Consider the following 23,036-nt stretch of genomic DNA (forward strand, 5'->3'; position numbering starts at 1 on the left):
ATCCATGCGCCTCCTCAATTCGGCAATGCCCGTCACCCTTCACGCCAGCGGAATCGGCAAATCCTTTACCTCAGGCAGCATCGTCACGCCCGTGCTGCATGACATCAGCCTGGCGATATACCCTGGCGAGCTGACCCTGATCTCAGGGCCATCGGGCTGTGGAAAAAGCACCCTGCTCGCGATTCTCAGCGGCTTGCAGCGCCCCGACCAAGGCAGCGCAATCGCCCTCGGGCAAGACCTGGCCCAGCTCGACAGGCGCGCCCTGGAGCAATTTCGCCTGCGCCACACCGGGTTTGTGTTCCAGGGCTTCAACCTGTTCCCGGCGTTGACTGCCCTGCAGCAGGTGGAACTGCCCTTGAGTTACCTCGGGCTGCCTGCCAAGGTGATACAGCAGCGCGCCATCGAGGCGCTGGAAGAAGTCGGCCTGGGTGCACGCCTGAAACTGCGCCCGGCGCAATTGTCCGGCGGCGAGAAACAGCGCGTGGCTATCGCTCGCGCAGTGGCCAAGGCGCCCGAGTTGCTGTTCGCGGACGAGCCGACCAGTGCCCTGGACGCCACCAACGGTCACATCGTGATCGACATCCTCCATCGCATTGCCCGCACCCGCGGCACCACGGTGCTCTGCGTCAGTCACGACCCCCGTTTGATCAGCAACGCCGATCGGGTGCTAGCCATCGAAGACGGCCGCATTCTCAACGACACTTCCCCTGCCCTCCAACCGGCGCTGGGCGTCGGTCCCCAGGAACACTTTGTATGAAACTACGTCTGTTTCGCCCCTGGTTAGCCTTGGGTAGCGCCCTGCTGTTGCTCAGCGCCTGCTCCCGTGAAGATGTCCCCGCCAAGCCCACCGCCTCGGCCCCGGCGTACCTCGCAGTAGCGCGCGGGCGCATCGATGTGGAAGGTGGCTTGCTAAAGCTCGGCGCCACCCGTGACGGTGTGGTTGCCGAGGTCAAGGTCAATGAAGGCGAGCCGGTCAAAAAGGGCCAGTTGCTCGCCACGCTGGACAGTGAACCGGCGCAACTGGTGGTGGCGGCCGCGCTGGGTGAACAGCAACAGGTGCAGGTGCAGGCCAGGCAACTGGCACGCCAGCTCAAGTTTGCCGAGCAGCGCGCCACGCGCCTGGCCACGGCCGCTGCCGCAGGTGCGGGCGATAATCAGAGCGCAGACGAAGCCCGCGAGGCGGCCGAGCGCTTGCGCGATGCGCTTGAACGGAACCAGAGCGACGCCCAGGCCGCAGCAAGAAAACTCACCGCGGCACGCTACGAATTGACCTTGCGCAGCCTGCGTGCACCCATAGACGCCAAAGTCGTGCGTCGCCTGGTTCAACCTGGCGCCGCCGTGTCCGCTCAATCTGGAACGGCATTCATCTTGCTGCCCGACCAACCACGCATCGTACGTGCCGAGCTGAACGAGTCATTCACCGGTGCGGTGGTTGTGGGCATGAAGGCCGAAGTCTCAGACGACAACGGCAACGGTTCTGCACCGCTGACCGCCCATGTGGTGCGCATCAGCGCGGTGCTGGGCAACAGCACCCTGGAGGACGACCCCCAAGTCAGGGCCAATATGCGCACGGTCGAATGCATATTGGCCTTCGATCAACCGCCGCCGGATTCACTGCGGGTGGGGCAGCGCATGCTGGTGCGGTTCGGGCCCTAGGACGCTTCAAAGCTGTGAAGGGTTGACGATCACGGTGCAGGTAATCCCGGCCGCCAACAACACGCCCTCCGGCACGTCATCAATGTGAATCCGCACCGGCACACGCTGGGCCAAGCGCACCCAGTTGAAGGTCGGGTTCACATCGGCGATCAGTTCGCGGCTCTCGGGGTTATCGCGGTCGTAAATGCCGCGCGAGATGCTTTCCACATGGCCCTTCAAGGTCTCGCCGCTCATCAGCTGCATATCGGCTTTGTCGCCCACCTTCACGTGGGGCAGTTTGGTTTCTTCGAAGAAGCCATAGACCCAGAACGAGTTCATATCCACCACGGCCATTTTGGCTTCGCCGATGCGCGCATAGTCGCCACGATGCACGTTGAGGTTGGTGACGTAGCCGTCCACCGCCGCCAGCACTCGCGTGCGCTTCAAGTTGAGTTCGGCGGCCTCCAGTTGCGCCAGGGCGTGCTGATAATCGGCCAGGGCCGATTCGGCGATGTTGCTGGCGTCGTCACGGTTTTCCTTGGAGATTACCAGGGCGTCCAGGTCGGCGCGGCGGTGCGCGTTGACCTTGCGCATTTCCCAGGTGGCCTTGCGTGAGGCCACCAGCGATTGCGCTTGCTTGACGGCAATACGGTAGTGCTCGGGGTCGATCTGCATCAGCAGGTCGCCTTTTTTCACCAACTGGTTATCGCGTACCGGCACGTCCACCACTTCGCCGGTGACGTCAGCCGCCACATTGATAATGTCGGCGCGCACCCGACCATCGCGGGTCCACGGCGTTTGCATGTAGTGCACCCACAACGTGCGGCCAATCCAGATCGCCAACGCCAGAACCAGCAAGGTGGCGAGCAGGCTGAAAAACTTTTTCATCGGGGCATTCTCAACGGTAGACGCTCAGCGCCAGGGCGCCGAACAGGCAAGCGAACAGGCTCAGGCGCAGCAGCGCCGGGTGCCAGAAGAAACGGTACAGGTCGAACCCGGCCAGGAAGCGGTCAACCGCCCAGGCCAACCCCGCTGCGATCAAGAACATCAGGGTCATGGTCGGCATGTAGATGCCGTGGAATGCAATTTCACGAGGCATTCGGGGCTCCTTTGAGGGCGGCCAGAGGTGATTGCGGGTCGAGCAACGAGGTGCGAATAAAGTGCAGGTAGCTCTTCACCCGGCGCAGGGCCGAGGTGTCGAAGTGCGGGGCGAAGGGTTCGTCGGTGGCCTGCACGCGGCTGATCGCATGGTCGACGGCAATCAACCCGCGCTCCAGGTTGCTGGCGCTGGGTTGCAGGAACAGCCGCACCAGCGAGCGCCCCATCACGCGGATCGCCTGGCGCCACGGCTGGGATTCGGCATACGCCGGGTGCACCGGCAGGATCGCCTGCTCCTTGCGCAACTCGATGATTGCGTGGCCGACCTCCAGCACCACGAACATCCAGCGCAGCAAATCGCGTTGCACCTGCGGCTGGCCGGCCGCGAGGCCATACGCCTGGTGCAGCAGGTCGCGGGTGCGGCTTTCAAAGCTCGACGCCAGGCCCTTGAGCTTGCCGCTAATGGCATACACCACTTGCTCACGCAGGTCTTGCTCCAGGCGGCGCCACAACCAGCGGCTGTTGGGCGGCAGAATGATCGCCCCCGCCGCCGCGCACACCAGCATGCCGATGACCATGGCAATGTAGTCGTTGATAAAGGTGTAAGGGTTGTAGACCGTGAGATTATCCGGCACCGAGCCGGTGCTGAAGAAGATCAGCAGGCCCACACCCACACCGGCATATCGCGGGCGTGAAGACAGAAAGGCCCCGAAGATGATCACCGGTGCGAGCATCACGCACAGCAGCGGGAAACCGTCGATCCAGGGGAACACGAAGAACATTTCGACAAAGCCGACCAAGGCGCCGATCAAGGTGCCGCAGGCCATCTGGAACGCCATGCGCTTGGGGTTGGGCGTGGCGGCAGACAGGCCCACCGTGGCCGCCGCGATCAGGGTCATGGTGGCGCCGCTGGGCCAGGCTGTGGCCACCCAATAACTGCCCAGCACAACCAGGATAAACGAGGCGCGCACACCGGCAGCGGCACAGGCCAACCAATTGGTTTTTGGCGTGTAGGCTTCGTGCCAGTCTTCCCGCGCATGGCGGTGGTCGGCCAGGGATGCGTGGGTTTGCGCGTAGTTGTGCAGGTCGTCGACGAAGCGGTACAGCAGCTCGTAGGCGGTGTGGAAATCCAACTGCTCGGCGTCCGTCGGGTTGTCTTCCTGGAAGCTCGCCCGCAGGCTGCGCACCTTGGCGGGCAGGCCGTCCTTGTAGGCGCTCAGTTGGTCGACCAGGCGCGCGGCATCCGGGCTGGTGAGGGCGCGGCCAGAGAAGCTGTCGAGCACTTCGGCCAGGTCTTGCAGGCCGGGCTTGATCGCTGCCACCACATGGTCGGCCTCATCGGTGCGCAAGCGTTCAAGCAATTGGTGCAAGGCGTTGAAGCGTGTGGTGATGCTCATGAATTCACTGTTGAGACGACTGAGCCGCCCGTTGCGCCGACGCATGTGCGGGTCTTCGAACACGGTGACGCTGCGCAAGCCTTCCAGGCCCACGGCTTCGGCAATAAAGCGCACGTTGCTGGCCTCGAAGCCTTCCCGTTGGCTGCGCCCGCGCAGGCCATCGGTCACAAACAGCGCGAACACACCGAAGCGCTGGTACAGCGCGTTGCGCATGGCGGCGCTGGAGGTCTGCGGCAGGATAGCGGCGCTGACCAGTGTCGAGCACAGTATCCCCAGGGAAATTTCCAGCACTCGCCATACCGCCGCCATAAAAGCGCCGTCCGGGTGGGCCAGGGCCGGCAGGCCGACCATCGCCGCGGTGTAGCCGGCGAGCACGAACCCATAGGCGCGAAAGTTGCGGTTGCGCGTGGCGCCAGCGGTGCAAATGCCCACCCAGATCGCCAGCGCCCCCAGGAACAGTTCGGTGTTCTGCGCAAACAAAGCGATCAACAGCACCATCACCGCCGAGCCTGCCAAGGTTCCGAGGAAGCGATAGAAACTCTTGGCGAACACCTGGCCGCTCTGGGGCTGCATCACGATAAATACGGTGATCATCGCCGTGCGCGGTTGCGGCAGTTCCAGGCGCATGGCCAGCCACAGCGTCAGGAACGCGGCGACCAACACTTTGAAGATATACACCCAGGTCACGCCATCACTGCGTGCCCAGTCGAAGAAACCACGGCGCCACTCAAGGGAATGCAACCAGCGCAGCGGTGCAGGCAAGGGAGTCATGAAGGCCTACTCAGTGATCAAACACGGCGAGCACCGCCGCAGTCTTGCTTGGGAGTGTCTTGGCATCCGTGGGCACATCGTCGCCAGCGCCGAGGCCGCCGCCCAAGGCGGTCACCAGTTCGGCATGGGCGCTCAGGCGTGCCGCCTGCACCTGTTGTTCGATCTGCTGCTGACGAAACAACAAGGTTTGGGCGTTGAGCACGTTGAGGTAGTCAGTGAGGCCACGTTGATAGGCGATCATGGCGATGTCGTAGGTTTTCTGCGCCGAGGCCACCGACTGCGCGGCGAAGGCCGATTGCTTGTCCATGGACTCGCGGCGGATCAACTGGTCGCTGATGCCCTTGAGCGCATTGACCAGAGTCTGGTTGTACTGGGCCACCGCGATGTCGTAGCCGGCACTGGCTTCACCCAGTTGCGCACGTAGACGGCCGCCGTCGAAGATCGGCAAGGTGATCGCCGGGCCGACGTTGTAGTTGAATTTCTTGCCGGCCAGAAACTCCAGCATGCCGCCGCCGGTGGCCATGTAGCCGAGGCTGCCGACCAGGTCGACGTTGGGGTAGAACCCGGCATGGGCTACATCGATGCCCCGTGCCTGGGCCGCAACCTGCCAGCGACTGGCAACCACGTCCGGGCGTTGGCCGAGCAACTGCGCGGGCAGGCTGGAAGGCAACTTCAACGGCGCGGCGAGGGCCAGGGTCGGGCGCTGCAATTGCGCGCCCTCCCCCGGGCCCTTGCCGGCCAACGCCGCCAGTTGGTTACGGCTCAGGGCGATTTCCTCGTCCAGGGCATCCAGTTGGCGATGGGTCTCCGGCAGCGGGGTTTCGGCTTGGCTGACGTCAAAGTGAGTGCCGATCCCGGCGCTCAGGCGTTTGTTGGCCAGGTCCAGGATCTGCTGTTGCTGGGCCAGGGTGGCGGCCGCGATGTCGCGGTTGGCGTACTGCAACGACAGCTGGATATAGGCGCGCACCACGTTGTTTTGCAGTTCGAGCTGGGCCAGGCGCGCTTCGGCGGCACTCATGTGCGCCAGGTCGACGGCGCGTTCGGTCGTGTTGCTTTCCCGGCCCCACAGGTCGAGGGCGTAGCTCAGGCCCAGGGACGAATTGTTGTCCCAGGTGTTGGCGCCGCTCAATTGGCCGGGGCCGTAGAACTGATCCTTGGGCCAGTTGTGACGCTTGAGAGTGGTGTCGCTGTTGATCTGCAGCGACTCGGCCGACTCTGCCACCCCGGCCAGCGCCCGGGCTTGGCGTACGCGGGCGGCGGCCACGGCCAGGCTGGGGCTGTTGCGGGTGGCGAGTTCGACCCAACGGTTGAGCTGCGGGTCGCCGTAGGCCTGCCACCATTGGGCGGTGGGCCAGTGGGCGTCGCGGGCGGCGCTCTGGATCGCGGCGTCGGTGGCCAGGGTATTGGCGTTGATCGCCTGGCCTTGCGGGGCGATTCCTCCGGTGCCGATGCAACCGCTGATGACTGACGTTAAAACCCAAACACTGAGAGTCTTCAGCTCTCTGCTGATGCGACGCGGCACGGCAAGCGAATTCCTGAGAGGGTGTTGCGGGAGAGGTGGCGCAATTCTAGGCGGCGCCAGGGAGGACGATAAGCTGGCATTCCTGTGAATCTTTGTTACCGTTCAGGCGATAATCCGTTGGTAGGGATCACTGAAAGCGTAACTTTCTGTCACAATTTGCTATCTCCCTTGAGAACACTCCATGGACACTTTGCAAAACATGCGCGCCTTCAGTTGTGTGGCCGAAGCCGGCAGCTTCACCGCCGCCGCCGTGCAACTGGACACCACCACGGCCAACGTCTCGCGCGCGGTCTCCAACCTTGAGGCCCACCTGCAAACCCGCTTGCTCAACCGCACCACCCGACGCATCGCGCTGACCGAAGCGGGCAAACGCTATTTGCTGCGCTGCGAGCAGATCCTCGCCTACGTCGAAGAGGCCGAGGCCGAGGCCAGCGACGCTCACGCGCGCCCCGCCGGGCAGTTGAAAGTGCACACCATGACCGGCATCGGTCAGCATTTCGTCATTGACGCCATTGCCCGCTACCGCCGCACCCATCCTGACGTGACCTTCGACCTGACCCTGGCCAACCGCGTACCGGACCTGCTCGACGAGGGCTACGACGTGTCCATCGTGCTGGCCAGCGAACTGCCGGACTCAGGTTTCGTGTCCCAGCGCCTGGGCATCACCTACAGCATCGCCTGCGCCTCGCCGGACTACGTCAAGGCCAAGGGCTGCGCACAGCGGCCCCAGGACTTGCTCAACCATGCGTGCCTGCGCCTGGTCAGCCCGGTGGTCCAGCTGGACAAATGGACCTTCAACGGCCCTGAAGGCCAGGAAAGCGTGGCGATCAACAGCTCACCGTTCCTGGTGAACTCGGCCGACGCGATGAAAACCGCGATCACCAGCGGCATGGGCGTCGGCCTGCTGCCGGTGTACGCCGCCATCGAAGGGCTGCGCAACGGCACTCTGGTGCGGGTGATGCCGACCTACCGCTCCCAGGAGCTGAACCTGTACGCCATCTACCCCTCGCGCCAATACCTGGATGCAAAGATCAAGACCTGGGTGGAATACCTGCGCGGCTCGTTGCCGGAGATTCTGGCGGCGCACCAGGCGGAGTTGGTGGCGTATGAGTTGAGCGGTGGCTTGGGTGGTGCTCGCTTGAGTAATTGAGCCACGCATGCGGTGACCTGTTTTTGAGCAGGTCACCGCGCGCCTTGATAGAAGGCATCACCGGACCGTAAAGGTCGTCCAGTTAGAGGTTTCTTTGTCGTCGATGAAATAAAGACAAAGCCCAAGCTCGTTTTTATGCAATTTTTCAATATTTTCCTTGGGCACCGTAACAACATAAGGTTTCACCTCGTTCACCGTAACGGTCTCGTTATAGTCGCCATCCGACGGCGTATTGCTGAACAGATGCAAAACGAACTCCTGACCCACCCGCATAGTGTCGTAATCCACCCCAACCTTCAGCCCGGTCTCAGGTATGCGGTCGACGTACAACTCACCATTGACGATCAATTCAATCGTGGGTGCCTTCGGCAAAGCCTCGTCAGGCTCGCTACGTCTTTTTCCAGCGGCTACCAAATCCCTGATTCGCTTTATCTCATCGTCGATATTCATAAGAGCGATCTCCTATCTAAGAAGGCATTAACACCGGCCTTGAAAAACAAGAATAGGCGCTCACGCATTGACCGAACAGCCCGTACTTTTCACAGTTGACAGGTATTCAAACCAATGAAACAACAGTGCGTGCGATTAAAACCCTGCAAAACTTTCATCGGGAATGTTAGCGTGCTCAGCATTCTTCAGTAGTCGATGAGCCCGCCTGCCATGAAAAAGACTGTCCTGGCCTTCAGCCGTATCACCCCACCGATGATCGAACGCCTGCAACAGGATTTCGAGGTGATCGTGCCCAACCCCAAGCTGGGTGACATCAATGCTCAGTTCAATGAAGCCCTGCCCCATGCCCATGGCTTGATCGGCGTGGGCCGCAAGCTGGGCCGCGAGCAGCTTGAAAGCGCGAGCAAGCTGGAGGTGGTGTCCAGCGTGTCGGTGGGCTACGACAACTACGACGTGCCGTACTTCAACGAGCGCGGAATCCTCCTCACCAATACCCCCGATGTGCTCACCGAGAGCACTGCCGACCTGGCCTTTGCGTTGCTGATGAGCAGCGCCCGCCGCGTGGCCGAACTGGATGCCTGGACCAAGGCCGGCCAATGGAAAGCCAGCGTGGGCGCGCCTTTGTTTGGTTGCGATGTGCACGGCAAGACCCTGGGCATCGTCGGCATGGGCAATATCGGCGCAGCCGTGGCGCGGCGTGGGCGCCTGGGCTTCAATATGCCGATCCTTTACAGCGGCAATAGCCGCAAGACCGCGCTGGAGCAGGAACTGGGCGCGCAGTTTCGCAGCCTGGAGCAGTTGCTGGCCGAGGCGGATTTCGTCTGCCTGGTGGTGCCGTTGAGCGACAAGACCCGTCACCTGATCAGCACCCGCGAGCTGGGGTTGATGAAGTCCAGCGCGATCCTGATCAATATCTCCCGAGGGCCAGTGGTGGATGAGCCGGCGCTGGTCGAAGCCCTGCAAACCCAGCGCATTCGTGGTGCAGGGCTGGATGTGTATGAAAAGGAACCGCTGGCTGAATCGCCGTTGTTCCAGCTGAGCAATGCGGTGACCCTACCGCATATTGGTTCGGCCACCGGTGAAACCCGCGAAGCCATGGCCAACCGCGCTTTGGATAACCTGCGCAGCGCCCTGCTTGGCCAACGCCCGCAGGATCTTGTGAACCCGCAGGTCTGGAAGGGCTGAGACATCCTGTGGCGAGGGAGCTTGCTCCCGCTGGGCTGCGAAGCGGCCCCAAAAGCTTGGGAGCGCTGCGCACTCCAGCGGGAGCAAGCTCCCTCGCCACAACAAGCGTGTTGCTACAGTTTTCGGGGCCAGGGTCGATAACGGTGTATAGATCGTCATCCCTGATCCACAGAAGGTTTTTATGTCCACCACCAAAGCCCGCGCAGACTCACTCTCGCTTCTGCTCTTTACCTTGCGCAGCGGCAAGCTGATGGCCATCAACCTGTTGAAAGTCAGCGAGATCATCCCCTGCCCGCCGTTGACCAAGCTGCCGGAGTCCCACCCGCACGTCAAAGGCATTGCCACCTTGCGCGGCGCTTCGTTGTCGGTGATCGACTTGAGCCGCGCCCTGGGTGAAATGCCCTTGCAAGACCCGGACGGCGGCTGCCTGATCGTCACCGATGTCAGCCGTTCCAAACAGGGCCTGCACGTGCAGGCGGTGAGCAAGATCGTGCATTGCCTGACCACCGATATCCGCCCGCCGCCCTACGGCTCCGGCGGCAATCGGGCGTTTATCACCGGGGTTACCCAAGTGGAAGGTGGCCTGGTGCAGGTGCTGGATATCGAGAAAGTCATCCACGGCATCGCCCCGGCACCGATTGAAGCGGCTCCGACCGACCTGACCATGGAAGAAGCCGAAGTGCTGGGCAACGCCCGCATCCTGGTGGTGGACGACAGCCAAGTGGCTTTGCAGCAATCGGTACACACCCTGCGCAACCTCGGCCTGACCTGCCACACCGCCCGCAGCGCCAAGGAAGCCATCGACGTGTTGCTGGAGCTGCAAGGCACGGTTGAACAGATCAACGTGGTGGTGTCGGACATCGAGATGTCTGAGATGGACGGCTACGCCCTCACCCGCACGTTGCGCGAAACCCCGGATTTCAAGGACCTCTACGTGCTGTTGCACACCTCCCTGGACAGCGCGATGAACAGCGAAAAAGCGCGCCTGGCCGGTGCGGACTCGGTACTCACCAAGTTCTCATCCCCAGAACTGACCAAATGCCTGGTGGTCGCCGCCCAAACCGTGGCGCAAAAGAGCCTGTAAGCCTTGGCCGAGTATTACCAGTTGCTGCGTCGCGACCTCACCGGCAGCCTGCCCGCCCCGCAGTGGCCAGCGGATACCCGGCTGGATCATTATCGCGATGAGCTGGCCCCGGCGATCCATGCCGTGCTGCGCATGACCCAGGACCAGGGCGGCGGCCGTGTCGGCCACCTGGAGGAGTGGCGCCAGCAGTTCGTCACCGATGCCGAGTACGACCCGACGCTGTGCCTGGTGGCCAGCAACCACGACGGTGTTCTCGCAGTGGCCCAATGCTGGACCAGCGCCTTTATCAAAAACCTGGCCGTACACCCCTGTGCCCAAGGCCAAGGGCTGGGCCGCGCCTTGCTGCTGCACAGCTTCCAGGTGTTCAAGCAGCGCGGCGAACCCTATGTGGACCTCAAGGTGCTGGAGAGCAACCTACGCGCCCGGCACCTGTATGAAAGTGCGGGCATGCGGTTTGTGCTTCGCGACATCGTACCCAAGGGCTGACCCTCACTGGCGCATAACTTGCTTCCAGAGCCCCTGAGCGGTAGATAGAGGTAAAAACCCGTCACCCCTCAAGCGTGCCCTCTGACCTTGCCTGGTGACAGATCCGCCATGAACACACACTTTTCCTGCGTCGGTTGCGGCAAATGCTGCAGCGACCATCACGTGCCCCTGACCCTCGAAGAAGCCCGCATCTGGGCGGCGGACGGCGGCAACGTCATCGTTCTGGTCGAGGGCTTTCTCAGCAATGGCCTGGGCCTGCCCCTGCAACAACGGGAACACGCCGAGCGCCGCTCAGTGGTCGTGCCTAGCGGCAATACCGAGGCGTTTGTGGCAATTACCTTTGCCGCCTACAACGCAGGACGCTGCCGGAATCTTGACGAAGACAACCGCTGCCGCATCTACGAACGGCGCCCGCTGGTGTGCCGCATCTACCCGATGGAGATCAACCCGCATATCCCGCTGAACCCGAGCGCCAAGGACTGCCCGCCGGAATCCTGGGAGCAAGGCCCCGCGCTGATCGTCGGTGGCGAGTTGATGGACGCGCAACTGGCCGAACTGATTCGCCGTTCACGCCAGGCCGACCGTGATGACGTGCAGACCAAAGAAGCGGTGTGCGCGTTGCTCGGCATCCACACGACCGCGCTCAAAGGCGACGGGTTTACCGCGTACTTGCCGGATATGCAGGCGTTTGCCCAGGCCATTGAACAGGCGGTTGAACAGCCGGTAGTGGCCAATGAATGGGTGTTTCATGTGTCCGGGATGGACATCGCTGAACAGGTGCTGGATGCCGGGGCGCAAGTTGCCACTGAGGTGCCGGCCAATTATGCGTTTATCTCGTTGAGGGCGGCTTAGGCCGCTGCGGCCTCATGACGGTTTGGGTATCGACTCAACTTCAGCGCGACGCTGGACCTGTGGCGAAGGAGCTTGCTCCCGTGACGGCCTACCATTCGACGCCAATTTCCCCGACGCCCCTTGATGCCACATATGGGTTGCGGGGTGTCAGGTAAAAGTCCTTGGCTGTCATACCGTCATCGCAGGCAAGCCAGCTCCCACATTTTGAGCTCTGCGCGTCAGGTAGATAGGCGCCGGCAGTCAGGCCATCACGGGAGCAGAGTTGCATTCCCACATTAGCGATCATGGACGGGCAGGCAATACATCGAGGCGATAGGGCTGGAGGATGCGCTGGTATTCGCCATTCTGCATCAGTTGCTCAAGCGCGTGGTTTAGCTCATTACGCAACGCGGTATCGGTTTTTCGCACCGCAATCGCCACGCTATTACCCAACAGGCCAGACGACACAGGCGGCCCCATGAAACTGAAGTCCAGGCCTTGGGGCGTGTCTAGCAGCGCTTCACGGATCTCCACGGCACCTTGAAGGGACGCGTCAATATCGCCCGAAACCAGGCTCTGCACCAGTTGGTCGTTGAGCCAGAAACTCCTGATGATTACCCCTGCCGGCGCCCACTGCGACAGGGCAAAGGCTTCCCGATTACTGCGCACCAGCACCCCGACACGCTTGCCCCTGAGCGACCTTCGCTCAGGGCGCAGGCCCGAGGTTTTACGCGCCACCAGCCGAGTGGTGATCGGGTAGAGATCATCAGTAAAACTCACCCGTCGCCGCCGACTGCAGGTGGGCGCCATGCCCATGATCGCGTCGAACTGCCGGGCTTCGAGGGCCGGGAAATTTTCCATGACAACCTGGTCAACCCAGGTACAGCGCACGTTGAGTTGCTCGCACAGGGCATTGCCCAGCTCGATATTCAGACCCACCAATTGCCCTTGGGAATTGCGGCTTTGAAAAGGAGGAAAATGCGCAGCGACGGCGAAACGGATTTCACGCTGCGGTTGAACGTCGGCGGCAACGACACTTGTCGAGAGCAAGAGGGCAAGCACCGCACAGAGGTGTATCAGGGCCACGGGAATGTCCTTTTCCGGAAAGCTGACTCACCACGCCCCGATGAGCGTCATCGGGACGAAGCAAACGCTGTGCAAGCTTTCAAGAATCGGTCGCGGACCTACAAGCAGAAATTTCTACGGGCAATGTAGGCAACAGCCTATAACGCACACACAGTTTTAATCTCAGCGTTTACCCATGGACCGGCGAGTGCCCGGAGGCGCCATGCCTGGCGTCTTGGTATGGCCGTTCTTGGCGCCGCCTTTGTACCAGGGCTGGCTGGCATGCTTGGCGCCAGCCAGCTCACCCGGTTTGAAGGGGAACTTGAACGCCGGAATCTCGGTTTTTTCAACGCCGTCGGCGGTGGCCGAATCGACGAGGTCAGCCGCGTCGACAGGGGGTTGGGTTGGGGAAGTCATAGGGGCTCCGGCGCAGCTATAGGTGTAAAAGCGCGAGTATACGGGGGCAAAGCGGCAAGCGGTAAGCCTCAAGCCACAAGTAAGAAGCGCTAGCTGTCGCGGCTGTCAGTTTGGCGTCACCGTGCTGACCGTATTACCGGGCTATAAAGCAGCTACCCAACCTTCAACTGGCAGCTTGCAGCTTAAAACGTGCAACTACGCCCCGGCCCCTCCCATGCAGATAAAACGAAACACGGCCCTGATGGTGGGCGTCCTCTTGATACTGGCGGTGGCCGCCTGGGCCGTAACACGGCCTGCCAAGCCCCGGCTGGCTGCGCCCACGGCGATCCCGGTACGGGTGGTGAGCGTCGCGCAACAGGACGTTCCCAGGTTTGTCAGCGGCATCGGCTCAGTGCTGTCGTTGCATAGCGTGGTGATTCGCCCGCAGATCGACGGCATCCTCACCCAGCTGCTGGTCAAGGAAGGCCAATCGGTGAAGGCCGGCGACTTGCTGGCGACCATCGATGACCGTTCGATCCGCGCCAGCCTCGACCAAGCCAGGGCGCAATTGGGCGAAAGCCAGGCACAGTTGCAAGTGGCGTTGGTCAATCTCAAGCGCTACAAAGCGCTGAGCATCGACGACGGCGTGTCCAAACAGACCTATGACCAGCAACAGGCGCTGGTCAACCAGCTCAAGGCCACCGCGCAGGGCAACCAGGCGGCCATTGATGCGGCTCAAGTACAACTTTCCTATACCCAGATTCGCTCACCTGTCAGCGGTCGCGTGGGCATCCGCAATGTGGACGAAGGCAACTTCCTGCGCATGAGCGATACCCAGGGGCTGTTCTCAGTCACCCAGCTCGACCCGATTGCCATTGAGTTTTCCTTGCCGCAGCAGATGCTGCCGACCTTGCAGGGCCTGATCGCTGCCCCAACGCGGGCCACCGTCGACGCCTACCTGGGCGCCGACACCGACAGCCAGACCGGCGACCTGCTCGGCGAAGGCCACCTGAGCCTGATCGACAACCAGATCAGCTCCACCACCGGCACCCTGCGCGCCAAGGCCGAGTTCAGCAACCCGGCGCATAAGCTATGGCCGGGGCAACTGGTGACCATCAAGATCCAGACGGCCCTCGACAAGAACGCCCTGGTGGTGCCGCCGACCGTGGTGCAGCGTGGGCTGGACTCACATTTCGTGTACCGCGTAAGCGCTGACAAAGTCGAGGTGGTGCCGGTGCAGGTCGCCTACCAGAACAGCGACATCAATATCATCAAAGGCGTGCAGGCCGGCGATGTGCTGGTCAGCGATGGGCAATCGCGGCTCAAGGCCGGTGCGCAGGTGGAGGTGCTCAAGGAGCCGCCGCAAGTGATCCACACCGCCAACGCCCAGGTGCAGCCATGAGTGCAAGCCGGTCGCCCTCGGCCTGGTGCGTTGATCACCCGGTCGCCACCCTGCTGTTGACCTTCGCATTGGTGTTGCTGGGGATTATTGCCTTCCCGAACCTGGCCGTCGCGCCGCTGCCGGAAGCGGAATTCCCGACCATCCAGGTCACCGCGCAACTACACGGCGCCAGCCCGGACACTATGGCCTCATCGGTGGCCACGCCTCTTGAGGTGCAGTTCAGTGCCATCCCCGGCATGACCCAGATGACCTCCAGCAGCGCCTTGGGCTCCAGCCTCTTGACCCTGCAGTTCACCCTGGAAAAAAGCATCGACACCGCCGCCCAGGAGGTCCAGGCCGCGATCAACACCGCGTCCGGCAAGTTGCCCAGCGACATGCCGAGCTTGCCCACCTGGAGGAAGGTCAACCCGGCGGACAGCCCGGTGTTGATCCTCAGCGTCAGTTCCAGCAGCATGCCCAGCACCGAGCTGAGCGACTACGTGGAAACCCTGCTGGCGCGCCAGATCAGCCAGATCGACGGCGTCGGCCAGATCAACATCACCGGCCAGCAACGCCCGGCGATTCGCGTGCAGGCGTCCCCTGATAAGCTCGCGGCCATCGGCCTGACGCTCGCCGATATACGCCTGGCCATCCAGCAGTCGAGCCTCAACCTGGCCAAGGGCGCGATCTATGGCGAAAACAGCGTGTCCACCCTGTCGACCAACGACCAGCTGTTTCACCCGGAGGAATACGGCCAACTGATCGTTTCCTACAAGGACGGTGCGCCGGTTCAACTGCGCGATATCGCCAACGTCATCAACGGCTCGGAAAACGCCTACGTACAAGCCTGGTCCGGCGATACCCCAGGGGTGAACCTGGTGATTTCGCGCCAGCCTGGCGCCAACATCGTCGACACCGTCGAGCGCATTCAAGCCGAGCTGCCGCGCCTGCAAGGCATGTTGCCGGCCTCGGTGCAGGTCAGCGTGTTGACCGACCGTACCAAGACCATCCGCGCCTCACTGCATGAAGTGGAAATGACCCTGCTGATCGCCATCCTGCTGGTGGTGGCGGTGATGGCGTTGTTCCTGCGTCAACTGTCGGCGACGCTGATTGTGTCTGCGGTGCTGGGTGTCTCGCTGGTGGCCAGTTTCGCCCTGATGTATGTGATGGGGTTCAGCCTGAACAACCTGACCCTGGTGGCCATCGTGATCGCCGTGGGCTTTGTGGTGGACGATGCGATTGTGGTGGTGGAGAACATCCATCGGCACCTGGAGGCTGGCCTGGGCAAGCGCGAAGCGGCGATCAAGGGCTCCGGCGAAATTGGCTTTACCGTGGTGTCCATCAGCTTCTCGCTGGTAGCAGCGTTTATTCCGCTGTTGTTCATGGGCGGTGTGGTCGGGCGGTTGTTCAAGGAATTTGCGTTGACGGCCACCGCGACCATTCTGATTTCAGTGGTGGTTTCGCTGACATTGGCACCGACGCTGGCCGCCTTGTTCATGCGTGCCCCTACCCACCCTGCCCACGCCAAACCCAGCTTCAGCGAACGCCTGCTGGCCGGCTATGCGCGCAACCTGCGCCGTGCCCTGGCGCACCAACGCAGCATGGTCGCGATCTTCGTGGTAACCCTGGCCCTGGCGGTGGTCGGCTATGTGTTTATCCCCAAGGGGTTCTTCCCGGTGCAGGACACCGGTTTTGTGCTCGGCACCAGCGAAGCAGCGGCCGACGTGTCGTACAAGGACATGGTCGCCAAACACAAGGCCCTGGCCGAGATCGTCAAGGCCGACCCGGCGGTGCAGGCGTTTTCCCATTCGGTCGGCGTCACCGGCAGCAACCAGACCATCGCCAACGGCCGCTTCTGGATCGCCTTGAAAGACCGCAGTGAGCGCGATGTGTCCGCCAGCCAGTTCATCGACCGCATCCGCCCCCAACTGGCGAAGGTGCCGGGCATCGTGCTGTACCTGCGCGCCGGCCAGGACATCAACTTGAGCTCCGGCCCCAGCCGCGCCCAGTATCAATATGTGCTCAAGAGCAACGACGGCCCGACGCTGAACACCTGGACCCAACGCCTCACCGAAAAACTGCGCGCCAACCCGGCGTTTCGCGACCTGTCCAACGACCTGCAACTGGGCGGCAGCATCACCCACATAAGCATCGACCGCCAGGCCGCCGCACGTTTCGGGCTGACCGCCACCGATGTCGACCAGGCGTTGTACGATGCCTTCGGCCAGCGCCAGATCAACGAGTTCCAGACCGAGATCAACCAGTACCAAGTGATACTTGAACTGGACAGCCAACAGCGCGGCAAGGCCGAAAGCCTCAACTTTTTTTACCTGCGCTCGCCATTGACCAATGAAATGGTGCCGCTGTCGGCACTGGCCAAGGTCGACCCGCCCACGGTCGGGCCGTTGTCCATCAGCCATGACGGCATGTTCCCCGCCGCCAACCTGTCGTTCAACCTGGCGCCCGGCGTGGCCCTGGGCGACGCGGTGATTATGCTCGACCAGGCCAAGAACGAAATCGGGATGCCGAGCACAATCATCGGCAACTTCCAGGGCGCGGCCCAGGCGTTCCAGAGCTCGCTGGCCAGCCAACCCTGGCTGATCCTCGCGGCGCTGGTAGCGGTCTACATTATTCTGGGTGTGCTGTATGAGAGTTTTGTGCACCCGCTGACGATCATTTCCACCCTGCCCTCGGCGGGCCTCGGTGCGCTGATCATGCTGTGGCTGCTGGGCCAGGACTTTTCGATCATGGCCTTGATCGGCCTGGTACTGCTAATCGGCATCGTGAAGAAAAACGGTATCTTGATGATCGACTTCGCCCTGGAGGCGCAGCGGGTACGCGGGCTGCCGCCCGAAGATGCGATTTATGAAGCCTGCGTGACACGGTTCCGGCCGATCATCATGACCACCCTTGCCGCGTTGCTCGGCGCAGTGCCGTTGATGCTCGGCGCTGGCCCGGGGGCGGAGTTGCGCCAGCCGCTGGGCATCGCGGTGGTCGGTGGCTTGCTGGTGAGCCAGGCGCTGACGCTGTTCACCACGCCGGTCATATACTTGTACCTTGAACGTTTTTTCCACAGGCCCAAACCAGCGCTGACGCTGGCGACCACACACTGAGGCGGTCATGCGCGTCCTGATTATTGAAGATGAAGAAAAAACCGCGGACTACCTGCACCGCGGCCTGACAGAGCAAGGCTACACCGTCGATGTGGCCCGTGAAGGCATTGAGGGCCTGCACCTGGCGCTGGAAAACGATTACGCCGTGATCGTGCTCGACGTGATGCTGCCCGGCCTGGATGGCTTCGGTGTATTGCGCGCCTTACGCGCCCGCAAGCAGACGCCGGTGATCATGCTTACCGCGCGCGAACGCGTGGAAGACCGCATCCGCGGCCTGCGCGAAGGCGCCGACGATTATCTGGGCAAGCCGTTTTCGTTCCTGGAACTGGTGGCCCGCCTGCAAGCCCTGACCCGCCGCAGCGGCGGCCATGAACCGGTGCAGGTCACCGTCGCAGACCTGTGGATCGACCTGATCAGCCGCAAGGCCAGCCGCAACGGTGTACGCCTGGACCTGACCGCCAAGGAGTTCTCGCTGCTCAGCGTATTGGCGCGGCGCCAGGGCGAGATCCTGTCCAAGACGGCGATTGCCGAGATGGTCTGGGACATCAATTTCGACAGCGATGCCAACGTGGTGGAAGTGGCGATCAAGCGCCTGCGCGCCAAGCTCGACGGGCCGTTCGAACACAAGCTGCTGCACACCATTCGCGGCATGGGCTATGTGCTGGAGAACCGCATGCAGGAAAACCACAGTGGTCGCTAATTCCATCGCCCTGCGCCTGAGTGGCATGTTCACCCTGGTGGCGCTGCTGATCTTTCTGTTGATCGGCGGCGCGCTGTACCAGCAGGTCGACCGTGGCCTGGGGTTGTTGCCAGGTGCCGAGTTGGATGCGCGCTACAGCGTGCTGGAATCGTCGATCAATCGCTTCGGCACGCCGGAGCATTGGGTCAAGATCAGGTCCAAGCTCAAGCTGTTGGGGGAAGAAGACAAGCGCATCCGTTTCTGGGTGGTCAGCAGCGACCCGAGCTATGAATACGGTGAGCCGGACGCACAGGTTCGCGCCTTTGCCGAGGGCGCCACGGGTAAGCGCGACCTGCGCCTGCCGGGTCACGATTATCCCTTCAAGGTGCTGGTCAGCCAGTTTGCAGCCAAGGACCAACGCCCGGCGTTGCGCTTCATGATCGCTATCGACACGGAAAACTTCCGCGCCACCCAGCACCACTTGCTGGTGGCATTGGTCAGCCTCGCGCTGGTGGGTGTAATACTGGCGGCGCTGTTGGGGTTCTGGGTCGCGCGTATCGGCCTCAAGCCCCTGGGCAAACTCTCGGATGAGGCGCAAAAGCTTGCGCCGCCGAAACTCTCCGGACGCCTGCATCTGTCGCCGCTGCCGCCGGAATTGAGCCAATTCGTCAACTCGTTCAACGCCACCCTCGACCGGGTTGAACAGGCGTATTCGCGCCTGGAATCGTTCAACGCCGACGTTGCCCACGAACTGCGTTCGCCGCTCACCAACCTGATCGGCCAGACCCAGGTTGCCCTCACTCGCGGCCGGTCGGCAGAGCAATATTTCGAGGTGCTGCAATCGAACCTGGAAGAGCTGGAACGCCTGCGCTCGATCATCAATGACATGCTGTTCCTCGCCAGCGCTGACCAAGGCAGCAAGGCCACCAAGCTGATCGAAAGCGCCCTGGCCGATGAAGTGGCCACCACCCTCGACTACCTGGACTTCATCCTCGAAGACGCCCAGGTCGAAGTGCGCGTGCACGGCGATGCCGTGGTGCAGATCGAAAAAGCCCACCTGCGTCGCGCACTGATCAATCTACTGAGCAATGCCGTGCAACACACCGCGCCGGGGCAAGTCATCGACGTGCACATTGAAGTGCAGGCACACCAGGTGACGATTGGCGTGACCAACCCCGGCGAGGCCATTGCCAGCGAACACTTGCCACGCCTGTTCGAACGCTTCTATCGGGTGGATGCCTCGCGCAGCAACAGCGGGGCCAATCACGGGCTGGGGCTGGCGATCGTCAAGGCGATTGCGTTGATGCATGGGGGGGATGTGTTTGTGCGCAGTGAAGGCGGTGGCAATACGTTTGGTATCACCCTGCCGGTCTAGATCGTAAGAACGCTTGAGTCAAATGTGGGAGCGGGCTTGCTCGCGAATTCGGTGTATCAGTCAATATATCTGTAACTGACACACCGAATTCGCGAGCAAGCCCGCTCCCACACTTTGATCGAAGTACATCCGCACTGTTGCGATTTGGGCAATAGTTATTATCTTGTTACACTCTGTATCGCAGCGCTCGCCTGCGTTACTTTGACGCACCGATGAGCGCGACGGCAAAGACAGCTGACCCGCTTACCCGAATTTCCCTCGACTTATTTCCAGGGCTCTACACTGGGAATCTGTCTTAAAGCCGCTGACTTCAGCGGCTTTTTTTTGCCGTAAAAAAAGGCCGGGCACACCCTCACGACACTGGCCGTTATGGATTGACCAAAGGAGCTTTACCGGTGAAGAACTCGCTGACGTTCACCCCGTTATTCCTCGCGATTGCAGCAACGATCGCACCTCTCGCCCAGGCGGCAGACACTTCCTCCACAGACGGTTTCGTCGAAGGCTCCCACCTCACGATCAACACTCGCAACTACTACATGAACCGCGACCGTCGCGACATCCATCAAGATGACAGCAAGGAATGGGGCCAGGGCTTTATCGGCACCTTCGAATCCGGCTACACCCAGGGCACCGTCGGCTTCGGCCTGGACGTCAATGCCATGCTCGGCCTGAAGCTCGACGGCGGTGGCGGTACGGATGGTTCCAGCATCCTTCCGTATGGCAGCGGCAACGGCAAAGCGCCGGGTTCGTTCTCGACGGCCGGCGGCACCTTGAAGCTGCGCGCCTTCGACACGGAACTGAAAGCCGGCGACCTGTTCCTCAACAACCCGGTGATCGCCGGCGGCATGACGCGCATGTTGCCGCAGACGTTCCGTGGCGTGAGCCTGACCAACCACAGCTTCGACGGCTGGATGATCGAAGGCGGCCAGGCCAGTTTCACCAAGCTCTACAACCAGAGCGGCCATCGGCGCATCGGCACCAGCTACGGCACGCTGCCCGCCAACACCGACAGCCAGCACCTGGACTGGGCTGGCGTGTCGTTCAGCGGGATTGATGGGTTGACCAGCAACCTGTACGCCTCCGAACTAAAGGACGTATGGCACCAGTACTACTACGACCTCGAATATACCTACGCCCTCAATGATCTGGTCAGCCTGACCCCCGGCCTGCACTACTACCATACCCAGGACACCGGCCAATCGCTGCTGGGGGATATCGACAACAACACCTACAGCCTGCATTTCACTGTAGGCGTGGGCAACCACAGCGTCACGGCCACCTATCAGCGGGTCAACGGCAACACGCCGTTCGACTACATCACCCAGGGCGACAGCGTGTACCTGGACAACTCCCAGCAGTACTCGGATTTCAACGGGCCCAACGAGCGCTCCTGGAAACTCAAGTACGCCTACGACTTCGCCGGCCTCGGCGTGCCCGGCCTGACGTCCGCCGTGTCGTACATCAGCGGCAAGACCGACCTGACCAAGGTCGACCCCAACAGTCGCGGCTACAGCAACTGGTACAGCGCCGATGGCAAGGATGCCAAGCACTGGGAGCGCGATATCGACCTCAAATATGTGGTGCAGGGCGGCAAGGCCAAGGACTTGGCCGTGCGCCTGCAATGGGCGACCAATCGCGGCAGCAATGGCTACTCGGCGGTGGACCGCGATGTGGATGAGTATCGCGTGATCGTGGATTACCCGATCAACGTGTTCTGAATACAGGTAGGAGCGAGCTTGCTCGCGAAAAACGTTAACGATAACGCGTGCTTCCTGAATAAACGCGGCGTCTGTGAGTTTTTCGCGAGCAAGCTCGCTCCTACAGCCATATTCAAGAGTTGCTACTACGCTAAGGGCATTCTCAACGCAGAAGTATGCCCGATGAGTTCAAGCCCTACCCGCCCCAACCGCCGCCCGGAGCGCCTGCTGATCCTGGGCAGCACGCTCACGGTGTTGCTGATCTTGGGGGTCGTCACTGCGCTGCTGATTCGTGAACATGCCAACACCCTGCAGACGGCCAAGCGCACCGCCAACACCATCACTCAATTGATCGACGCTGACGTACTGCGCAATGTCGAACTTTACGACATGGCCCTCAAAGGCTTGATCAGCGCCACCGAGCGCACTGACCTGCAGGACGTCTCAGAGAGTATTCGCCACCTGGTGCTGTTTGATCGTTCCGCAGCGGCGCCCTACAAGGGCGATATCCTGCTGTTGGACCCGACCGGCGAGGTGATTGCCGATTCGTCCCTGCTCACGCCGAAGCTGGGTAACTTTGCCGACCGGGATTATTTTCAGGTACACCGCACCAACCCCGACCTGGGCTTGTATATCAGTCGCCCGTTCATGGCGCGCTGCCAGTGTGCCGATCCTTGGCGCATCGCGTTCAGCCGTCGCGTTTCGTCACCGGATGGGCGCTTCCTGGGAGTGGCGGTCGCGTCCATGCGCCTGTCGTACTTTCATCAGTTGTTCAGCAGCTTGAACATCGGCAGCAACAGCACCATCAACCTGCTCAACCACCAAGGCATCCTGCTGGCGCAAGAGCCTCTGCTGGAAGTAGATATCATCGACAAGGACCTGAGCCAGCGCCCGAATGTGGCGCGCATGCTGCGCGAGCGGGACGGCAGCTTCCAAAGTATCTCCAGTGTCGATCGCCAGGCACGGCTCTACAGTTTTTCTAATGTGGGCAACTTGCCGCTGATCGTGGCAGTGGCCTTGTCCAGCAATGAAATGTTCGCACCCTGGCGGCGTGCGGCGTGGCTGGTCAGCATTGCCACGGGGGTGTTGTGCGTGGGCCTGTTGTGGCTGACCTGGGCACTGTGCATGGAGCTGCGCCGTCGCCATCGGGCTGAACAGGTGCTGTCAGAACTGGCAGCCACCGACGCACTTACCGGCCTGGCCAACCGTCGCACGCTGGACGAACGCTTGCGGCTGGAATGGGACCGGGCACAACGCTCCACCGAGTCGTTGAGCGTGCTGATGATCGATGTTGACTACTTCAAGGCCTTCAACGACCGCCACGGTCACCAGGGCGGCGATGAGGCCTTGCGTGTAGTTGCGCATGTGATCGCCAGCCATATCCGCCGCCCTGCCGACCTGGCGGCGCGTTATGGTGGTGAAGAATTCGCGGTGGTGTTACCCAATACCGACGCCAAGGGGGCTTGGGTGATCGCCGAGCATATCCGCGAGGGTGTCCAGCACCTGCCGAGAGTGGCCGGGGATGAGCAGCCGATCACCGTAAGCATCGGCCTGAGTACCTGGCAGAAGCACAGCCGTATTTCCCTTGAAGACCTGCTGCTCAAGGCTGACCAGGCGTTGTATCAGGCCAAGCACAGCGGCCGAAACCGGACAATGGATGTTTCAAAGACCTCAAACTGATGAGGTCAATTGTGGGAGCTGGCTTGCCTGCGATCGCGGTG

Annotated in this window: 20 protein-coding genes; 13 read left to right on the forward strand and 7 right to left on the reverse strand. The window is 61.8% G+C overall.

Translation table 11 applies throughout. The annotated features are described in order from the left end of the window. The first annotated feature begins 4 nt into the window (after window positions 1-4). Both ODQ19_RS01300 and ODQ19_RS01305 read left to right on the forward strand, forming a co-directional pair. Complete coding sequence (locus ODQ19_RS01300; RefSeq protein WP_330209165.1) at window positions 5-757, forward strand: ABC transporter ATP-binding protein; 753 nt, start codon at window positions 5-7, stop codon at window positions 755-757. Continuing rightward, window positions 754-1,656, forward strand: a complete 903-nt coding sequence (locus ODQ19_RS01305; protein ID WP_330209166.1) for an HlyD family secretion protein — start codon at window positions 754-756, stop codon at window positions 1,654-1,656. The genes ODQ19_RS01300 and ODQ19_RS01305 overlap by 4 nt, the downstream gene beginning before the upstream one ends. Before the next feature lie 6 nt (window positions 1,657-1,662). Here the strand turns inward: ODQ19_RS01305 and ODQ19_RS01310 are convergent, their stop codons facing one another. From ODQ19_RS01310 to ODQ19_RS01325, 4 genes are read right to left on the reverse strand one after another with little or no spacing between them, the layout of a single operon-like run. Continuing rightward, window positions 1,663-2,523, reverse strand: a complete 861-nt coding sequence (locus ODQ19_RS01310; RefSeq protein WP_330209167.1) for an HlyD family secretion protein — start codon at window positions 2,521-2,523, stop codon at window positions 1,663-1,665. Window positions 2,524-2,533: 10 nt separating this feature from the next. Further along, window positions 2,534-2,734 (reverse strand): DUF1656 domain-containing protein, encoded by a 201-nt coding sequence (locus tag ODQ19_RS01315; RefSeq protein ID WP_003188711.1) that lies wholly within the window; start codon window positions 2,732-2,734, stop codon window positions 2,534-2,536. Then, the gene (locus ODQ19_RS01320) at window positions 2,724-4,901 is read right to left on the reverse strand and encodes an FUSC family protein (RefSeq protein WP_330209168.1); all 2,178 of its coding nucleotides are present in this window, start codon (window positions 4,899-4,901) and stop codon (window positions 2,724-2,726) included. Before ODQ19_RS01320 ends, ODQ19_RS01315 begins: the two co-directional genes overlap by 11 nt. A gap of 10 nt (window positions 4,902-4,911) precedes the next feature. After that, window positions 4,912-6,423, reverse strand: coding sequence for an efflux transporter outer membrane subunit (locus ODQ19_RS01325; RefSeq protein WP_330209169.1), 1,512 nt, complete (start codon window positions 6,421-6,423; stop codon window positions 4,912-4,914). Window positions 6,424-6,604: 181 nt separating this feature from the next. Between ODQ19_RS01325 and ODQ19_RS01330 the strand changes: the two genes are divergently transcribed. Further along, on the forward strand, window positions 6,605-7,573 hold the full coding sequence (locus ODQ19_RS01330; RefSeq protein WP_034134550.1) for a LysR family transcriptional regulator: 969 nt from the start codon (window positions 6,605-6,607) through the stop codon (window positions 7,571-7,573). Window positions 7,574-7,630: 57 nt separating this feature from the next. Here the strand turns inward: ODQ19_RS01330 and ODQ19_RS01335 are convergent, their stop codons facing one another. Next, window positions 7,631-8,023 (reverse strand): hypothetical protein, encoded by a 393-nt coding sequence (locus tag ODQ19_RS01335; protein ID WP_330209170.1) that lies wholly within the window; start codon window positions 8,021-8,023, stop codon window positions 7,631-7,633. 210 nt (window positions 8,024-8,233) lie between these two features. Between ODQ19_RS01335 and ODQ19_RS01340 the strand changes: the two genes are divergently transcribed. The 4 genes from ODQ19_RS01340 to ODQ19_RS01355 all read left to right on the forward strand — a co-directional run bounded on the left by ODQ19_RS01340 (window position 8,234) and on the right by ODQ19_RS01355 (window position 11,630). Then, on the forward strand, window positions 8,234-9,208 hold the full coding sequence (locus ODQ19_RS01340) for a 2-hydroxyacid dehydrogenase (protein ID WP_330209171.1): 975 nt from the start codon (window positions 8,234-8,236) through the stop codon (window positions 9,206-9,208). Window positions 9,209-9,389: 181 nt separating this feature from the next. Then, a complete protein-coding gene (locus ODQ19_RS01345; protein WP_330209172.1) occupies window positions 9,390-10,292 on the forward strand; it encodes a chemotaxis protein CheV in 903 nt (300 codons plus the stop codon). 3 nt (window positions 10,293-10,295) lie between these two features. Continuing rightward, window positions 10,296-10,778: a GNAT family N-acetyltransferase gene (locus ODQ19_RS01350; RefSeq protein WP_116667192.1), complete on the forward strand. Its 483-nt coding sequence runs from the start codon at window positions 10,296-10,298 to the stop codon at window positions 10,776-10,778. 108 nt (window positions 10,779-10,886) lie between these two features. Continuing rightward, window positions 10,887-11,630, forward strand: coding sequence for a YkgJ family cysteine cluster protein (locus ODQ19_RS01355; protein WP_330209173.1), 744 nt, complete (start codon window positions 10,887-10,889; stop codon window positions 11,628-11,630). A gap of 282 nt (window positions 11,631-11,912) precedes the next feature. Here ODQ19_RS01355 and ODQ19_RS01360 read toward each other — a convergent pair whose 3' ends face one another. Next, window positions 11,913-12,695 carry a transporter substrate-binding domain-containing protein gene (locus ODQ19_RS01360; protein WP_330209174.1) on the reverse strand — a complete coding sequence of 261 codons (783 nt, stop codon included), beginning with the start codon at window positions 12,693-12,695 and terminating at the stop codon, window positions 11,913-11,915. 162 nt (window positions 12,696-12,857) lie between these two features. After that, the gene (locus tag ODQ19_RS01365; RefSeq protein WP_032903355.1) at window positions 12,858-13,091 is read right to left on the reverse strand and encodes a hypothetical protein; all 234 of its coding nucleotides are present in this window, start codon (window positions 13,089-13,091) and stop codon (window positions 12,858-12,860) included. A 214-nt stretch (window positions 13,092-13,305) separates the two neighbouring features. Between ODQ19_RS01365 and ODQ19_RS01370 the strand changes: the two genes are divergently transcribed. The 6 genes from ODQ19_RS01370 to ODQ19_RS01395 all read left to right on the forward strand — a co-directional run bounded on the left by ODQ19_RS01370 (window position 13,306) and on the right by ODQ19_RS01395 (window position 22,995). After that, on the forward strand, window positions 13,306-14,472 hold the full coding sequence (locus ODQ19_RS01370; protein ID WP_330209175.1) for an efflux RND transporter periplasmic adaptor subunit: 1,167 nt from the start codon (window positions 13,306-13,308) through the stop codon (window positions 14,470-14,472). Continuing rightward, window positions 14,469-17,564, forward strand: coding sequence for a multidrug efflux RND transporter permease subunit (locus ODQ19_RS01375; RefSeq protein WP_330209176.1), 3,096 nt, complete (start codon window positions 14,469-14,471; stop codon window positions 17,562-17,564). The genes ODQ19_RS01370 and ODQ19_RS01375 overlap by 4 nt, the downstream gene beginning before the upstream one ends. Window positions 17,565-17,571: 7 nt before the next feature. Further along, window positions 17,572-18,264 (forward strand): heavy metal response regulator transcription factor, encoded by a 693-nt coding sequence (locus ODQ19_RS01380; RefSeq protein ID WP_014716981.1) that lies wholly within the window; start codon window positions 17,572-17,574, stop codon window positions 18,262-18,264. Next, window positions 18,254-19,618 (forward strand): heavy metal sensor histidine kinase, encoded by a 1,365-nt coding sequence (locus tag ODQ19_RS01385; RefSeq protein ID WP_116667185.1) that lies wholly within the window; start codon window positions 18,254-18,256, stop codon window positions 19,616-19,618. Before ODQ19_RS01380 ends, ODQ19_RS01385 begins: the two co-directional genes overlap by 11 nt. 395 nt (window positions 19,619-20,013) lie before the next feature. Further along, a complete protein-coding gene (locus ODQ19_RS01390) occupies window positions 20,014-21,336 on the forward strand; it encodes an OprD family porin (protein WP_330209177.1) in 1,323 nt (440 codons plus the stop codon). A gap of 162 nt (window positions 21,337-21,498) precedes the next feature. Continuing rightward, complete coding sequence (locus ODQ19_RS01395; RefSeq protein WP_330209178.1) at window positions 21,499-22,995, forward strand: sensor domain-containing diguanylate cyclase; 1,497 nt, start codon at window positions 21,499-21,501, stop codon at window positions 22,993-22,995. Window positions 22,996-23,036: the final 41 nt, after the last annotated feature.

It is taken from the genome of Pseudomonas sp. AM4(2022), from assembly GCF_036346515.1.
Taxonomy (GTDB): Bacteria; Pseudomonadota; Gammaproteobacteria; order Pseudomonadales; family Pseudomonadaceae; genus Aquipseudomonas; species Aquipseudomonas paracarnis.

What these genes read in the sequence shown, in the direction of transcription:
- ODQ19_RS01370 (WP_330209175.1), top strand. Translation starts at nt 13,306, where the DNA reads ATGCAGATAAAACGAAACACGGCCCTGATGGTGGGCGTCCTCTTGATA.
- ODQ19_RS01395 (WP_330209178.1), top strand. Translation starts at nt 21,499, where the DNA reads ATGAGTTCAAGCCCTACCCGCCCCAACCGCCGCCCGGAGCGCCTGCTG.
- ODQ19_RS01355 (WP_330209173.1), top strand. Translation starts at nt 10,887, where the DNA reads ATGAACACACACTTTTCCTGCGTCGGTTGCGGCAAATGCTGCAGCGAC.
- ODQ19_RS01315 (WP_003188711.1), bottom strand. Translation starts at nt 2,734, where the DNA reads ATGCCTCGTGAAATTGCATTCCACGGCATCTACATGCCGACCATGACC.
- ODQ19_RS01365 (WP_032903355.1), bottom strand. Translation starts at nt 13,091, where the DNA reads ATGACTTCCCCAACCCAACCCCCTGTCGACGCGGCTGACCTCGTCGAT.
- ODQ19_RS01335 (WP_330209170.1), bottom strand. Translation starts at nt 8,023, where the DNA reads ATGAATATCGACGATGAGATAAAGCGAATCAGGGATTTGGTAGCCGCT.
- ODQ19_RS01300 (WP_330209165.1), top strand. Translation starts at nt 5, where the DNA reads ATGCGCCTCCTCAATTCGGCAATGCCCGTCACCCTTCACGCCAGCGGA.
- ODQ19_RS01320 (WP_330209168.1), bottom strand. Translation starts at nt 4,901, where the DNA reads ATGACTCCCTTGCCTGCACCGCTGCGCTGGTTGCATTCCCTTGAGTGG.
- ODQ19_RS01330 (WP_034134550.1), top strand. Translation starts at nt 6,605, where the DNA reads ATGGACACTTTGCAAAACATGCGCGCCTTCAGTTGTGTGGCCGAAGCC.
- ODQ19_RS01375 (WP_330209176.1), top strand. Translation starts at nt 14,469, where the DNA reads ATGAGTGCAAGCCGGTCGCCCTCGGCCTGGTGCGTTGATCACCCGGTC.
- ODQ19_RS01305 (WP_330209166.1), top strand. Translation starts at nt 754, where the DNA reads ATGAAACTACGTCTGTTTCGCCCCTGGTTAGCCTTGGGTAGCGCCCTG.
- ODQ19_RS01310 (WP_330209167.1), bottom strand. Translation starts at nt 2,523, where the DNA reads ATGAAAAAGTTTTTCAGCCTGCTCGCCACCTTGCTGGTTCTGGCGTTG.
- ODQ19_RS01380 (WP_014716981.1), top strand. Translation starts at nt 17,572, where the DNA reads ATGCGCGTCCTGATTATTGAAGATGAAGAAAAAACCGCGGACTACCTG.
- ODQ19_RS01345 (WP_330209172.1), top strand. Translation starts at nt 9,390, where the DNA reads ATGTCCACCACCAAAGCCCGCGCAGACTCACTCTCGCTTCTGCTCTTT.
- ODQ19_RS01340 (WP_330209171.1), top strand. Translation starts at nt 8,234, where the DNA reads ATGAAAAAGACTGTCCTGGCCTTCAGCCGTATCACCCCACCGATGATC.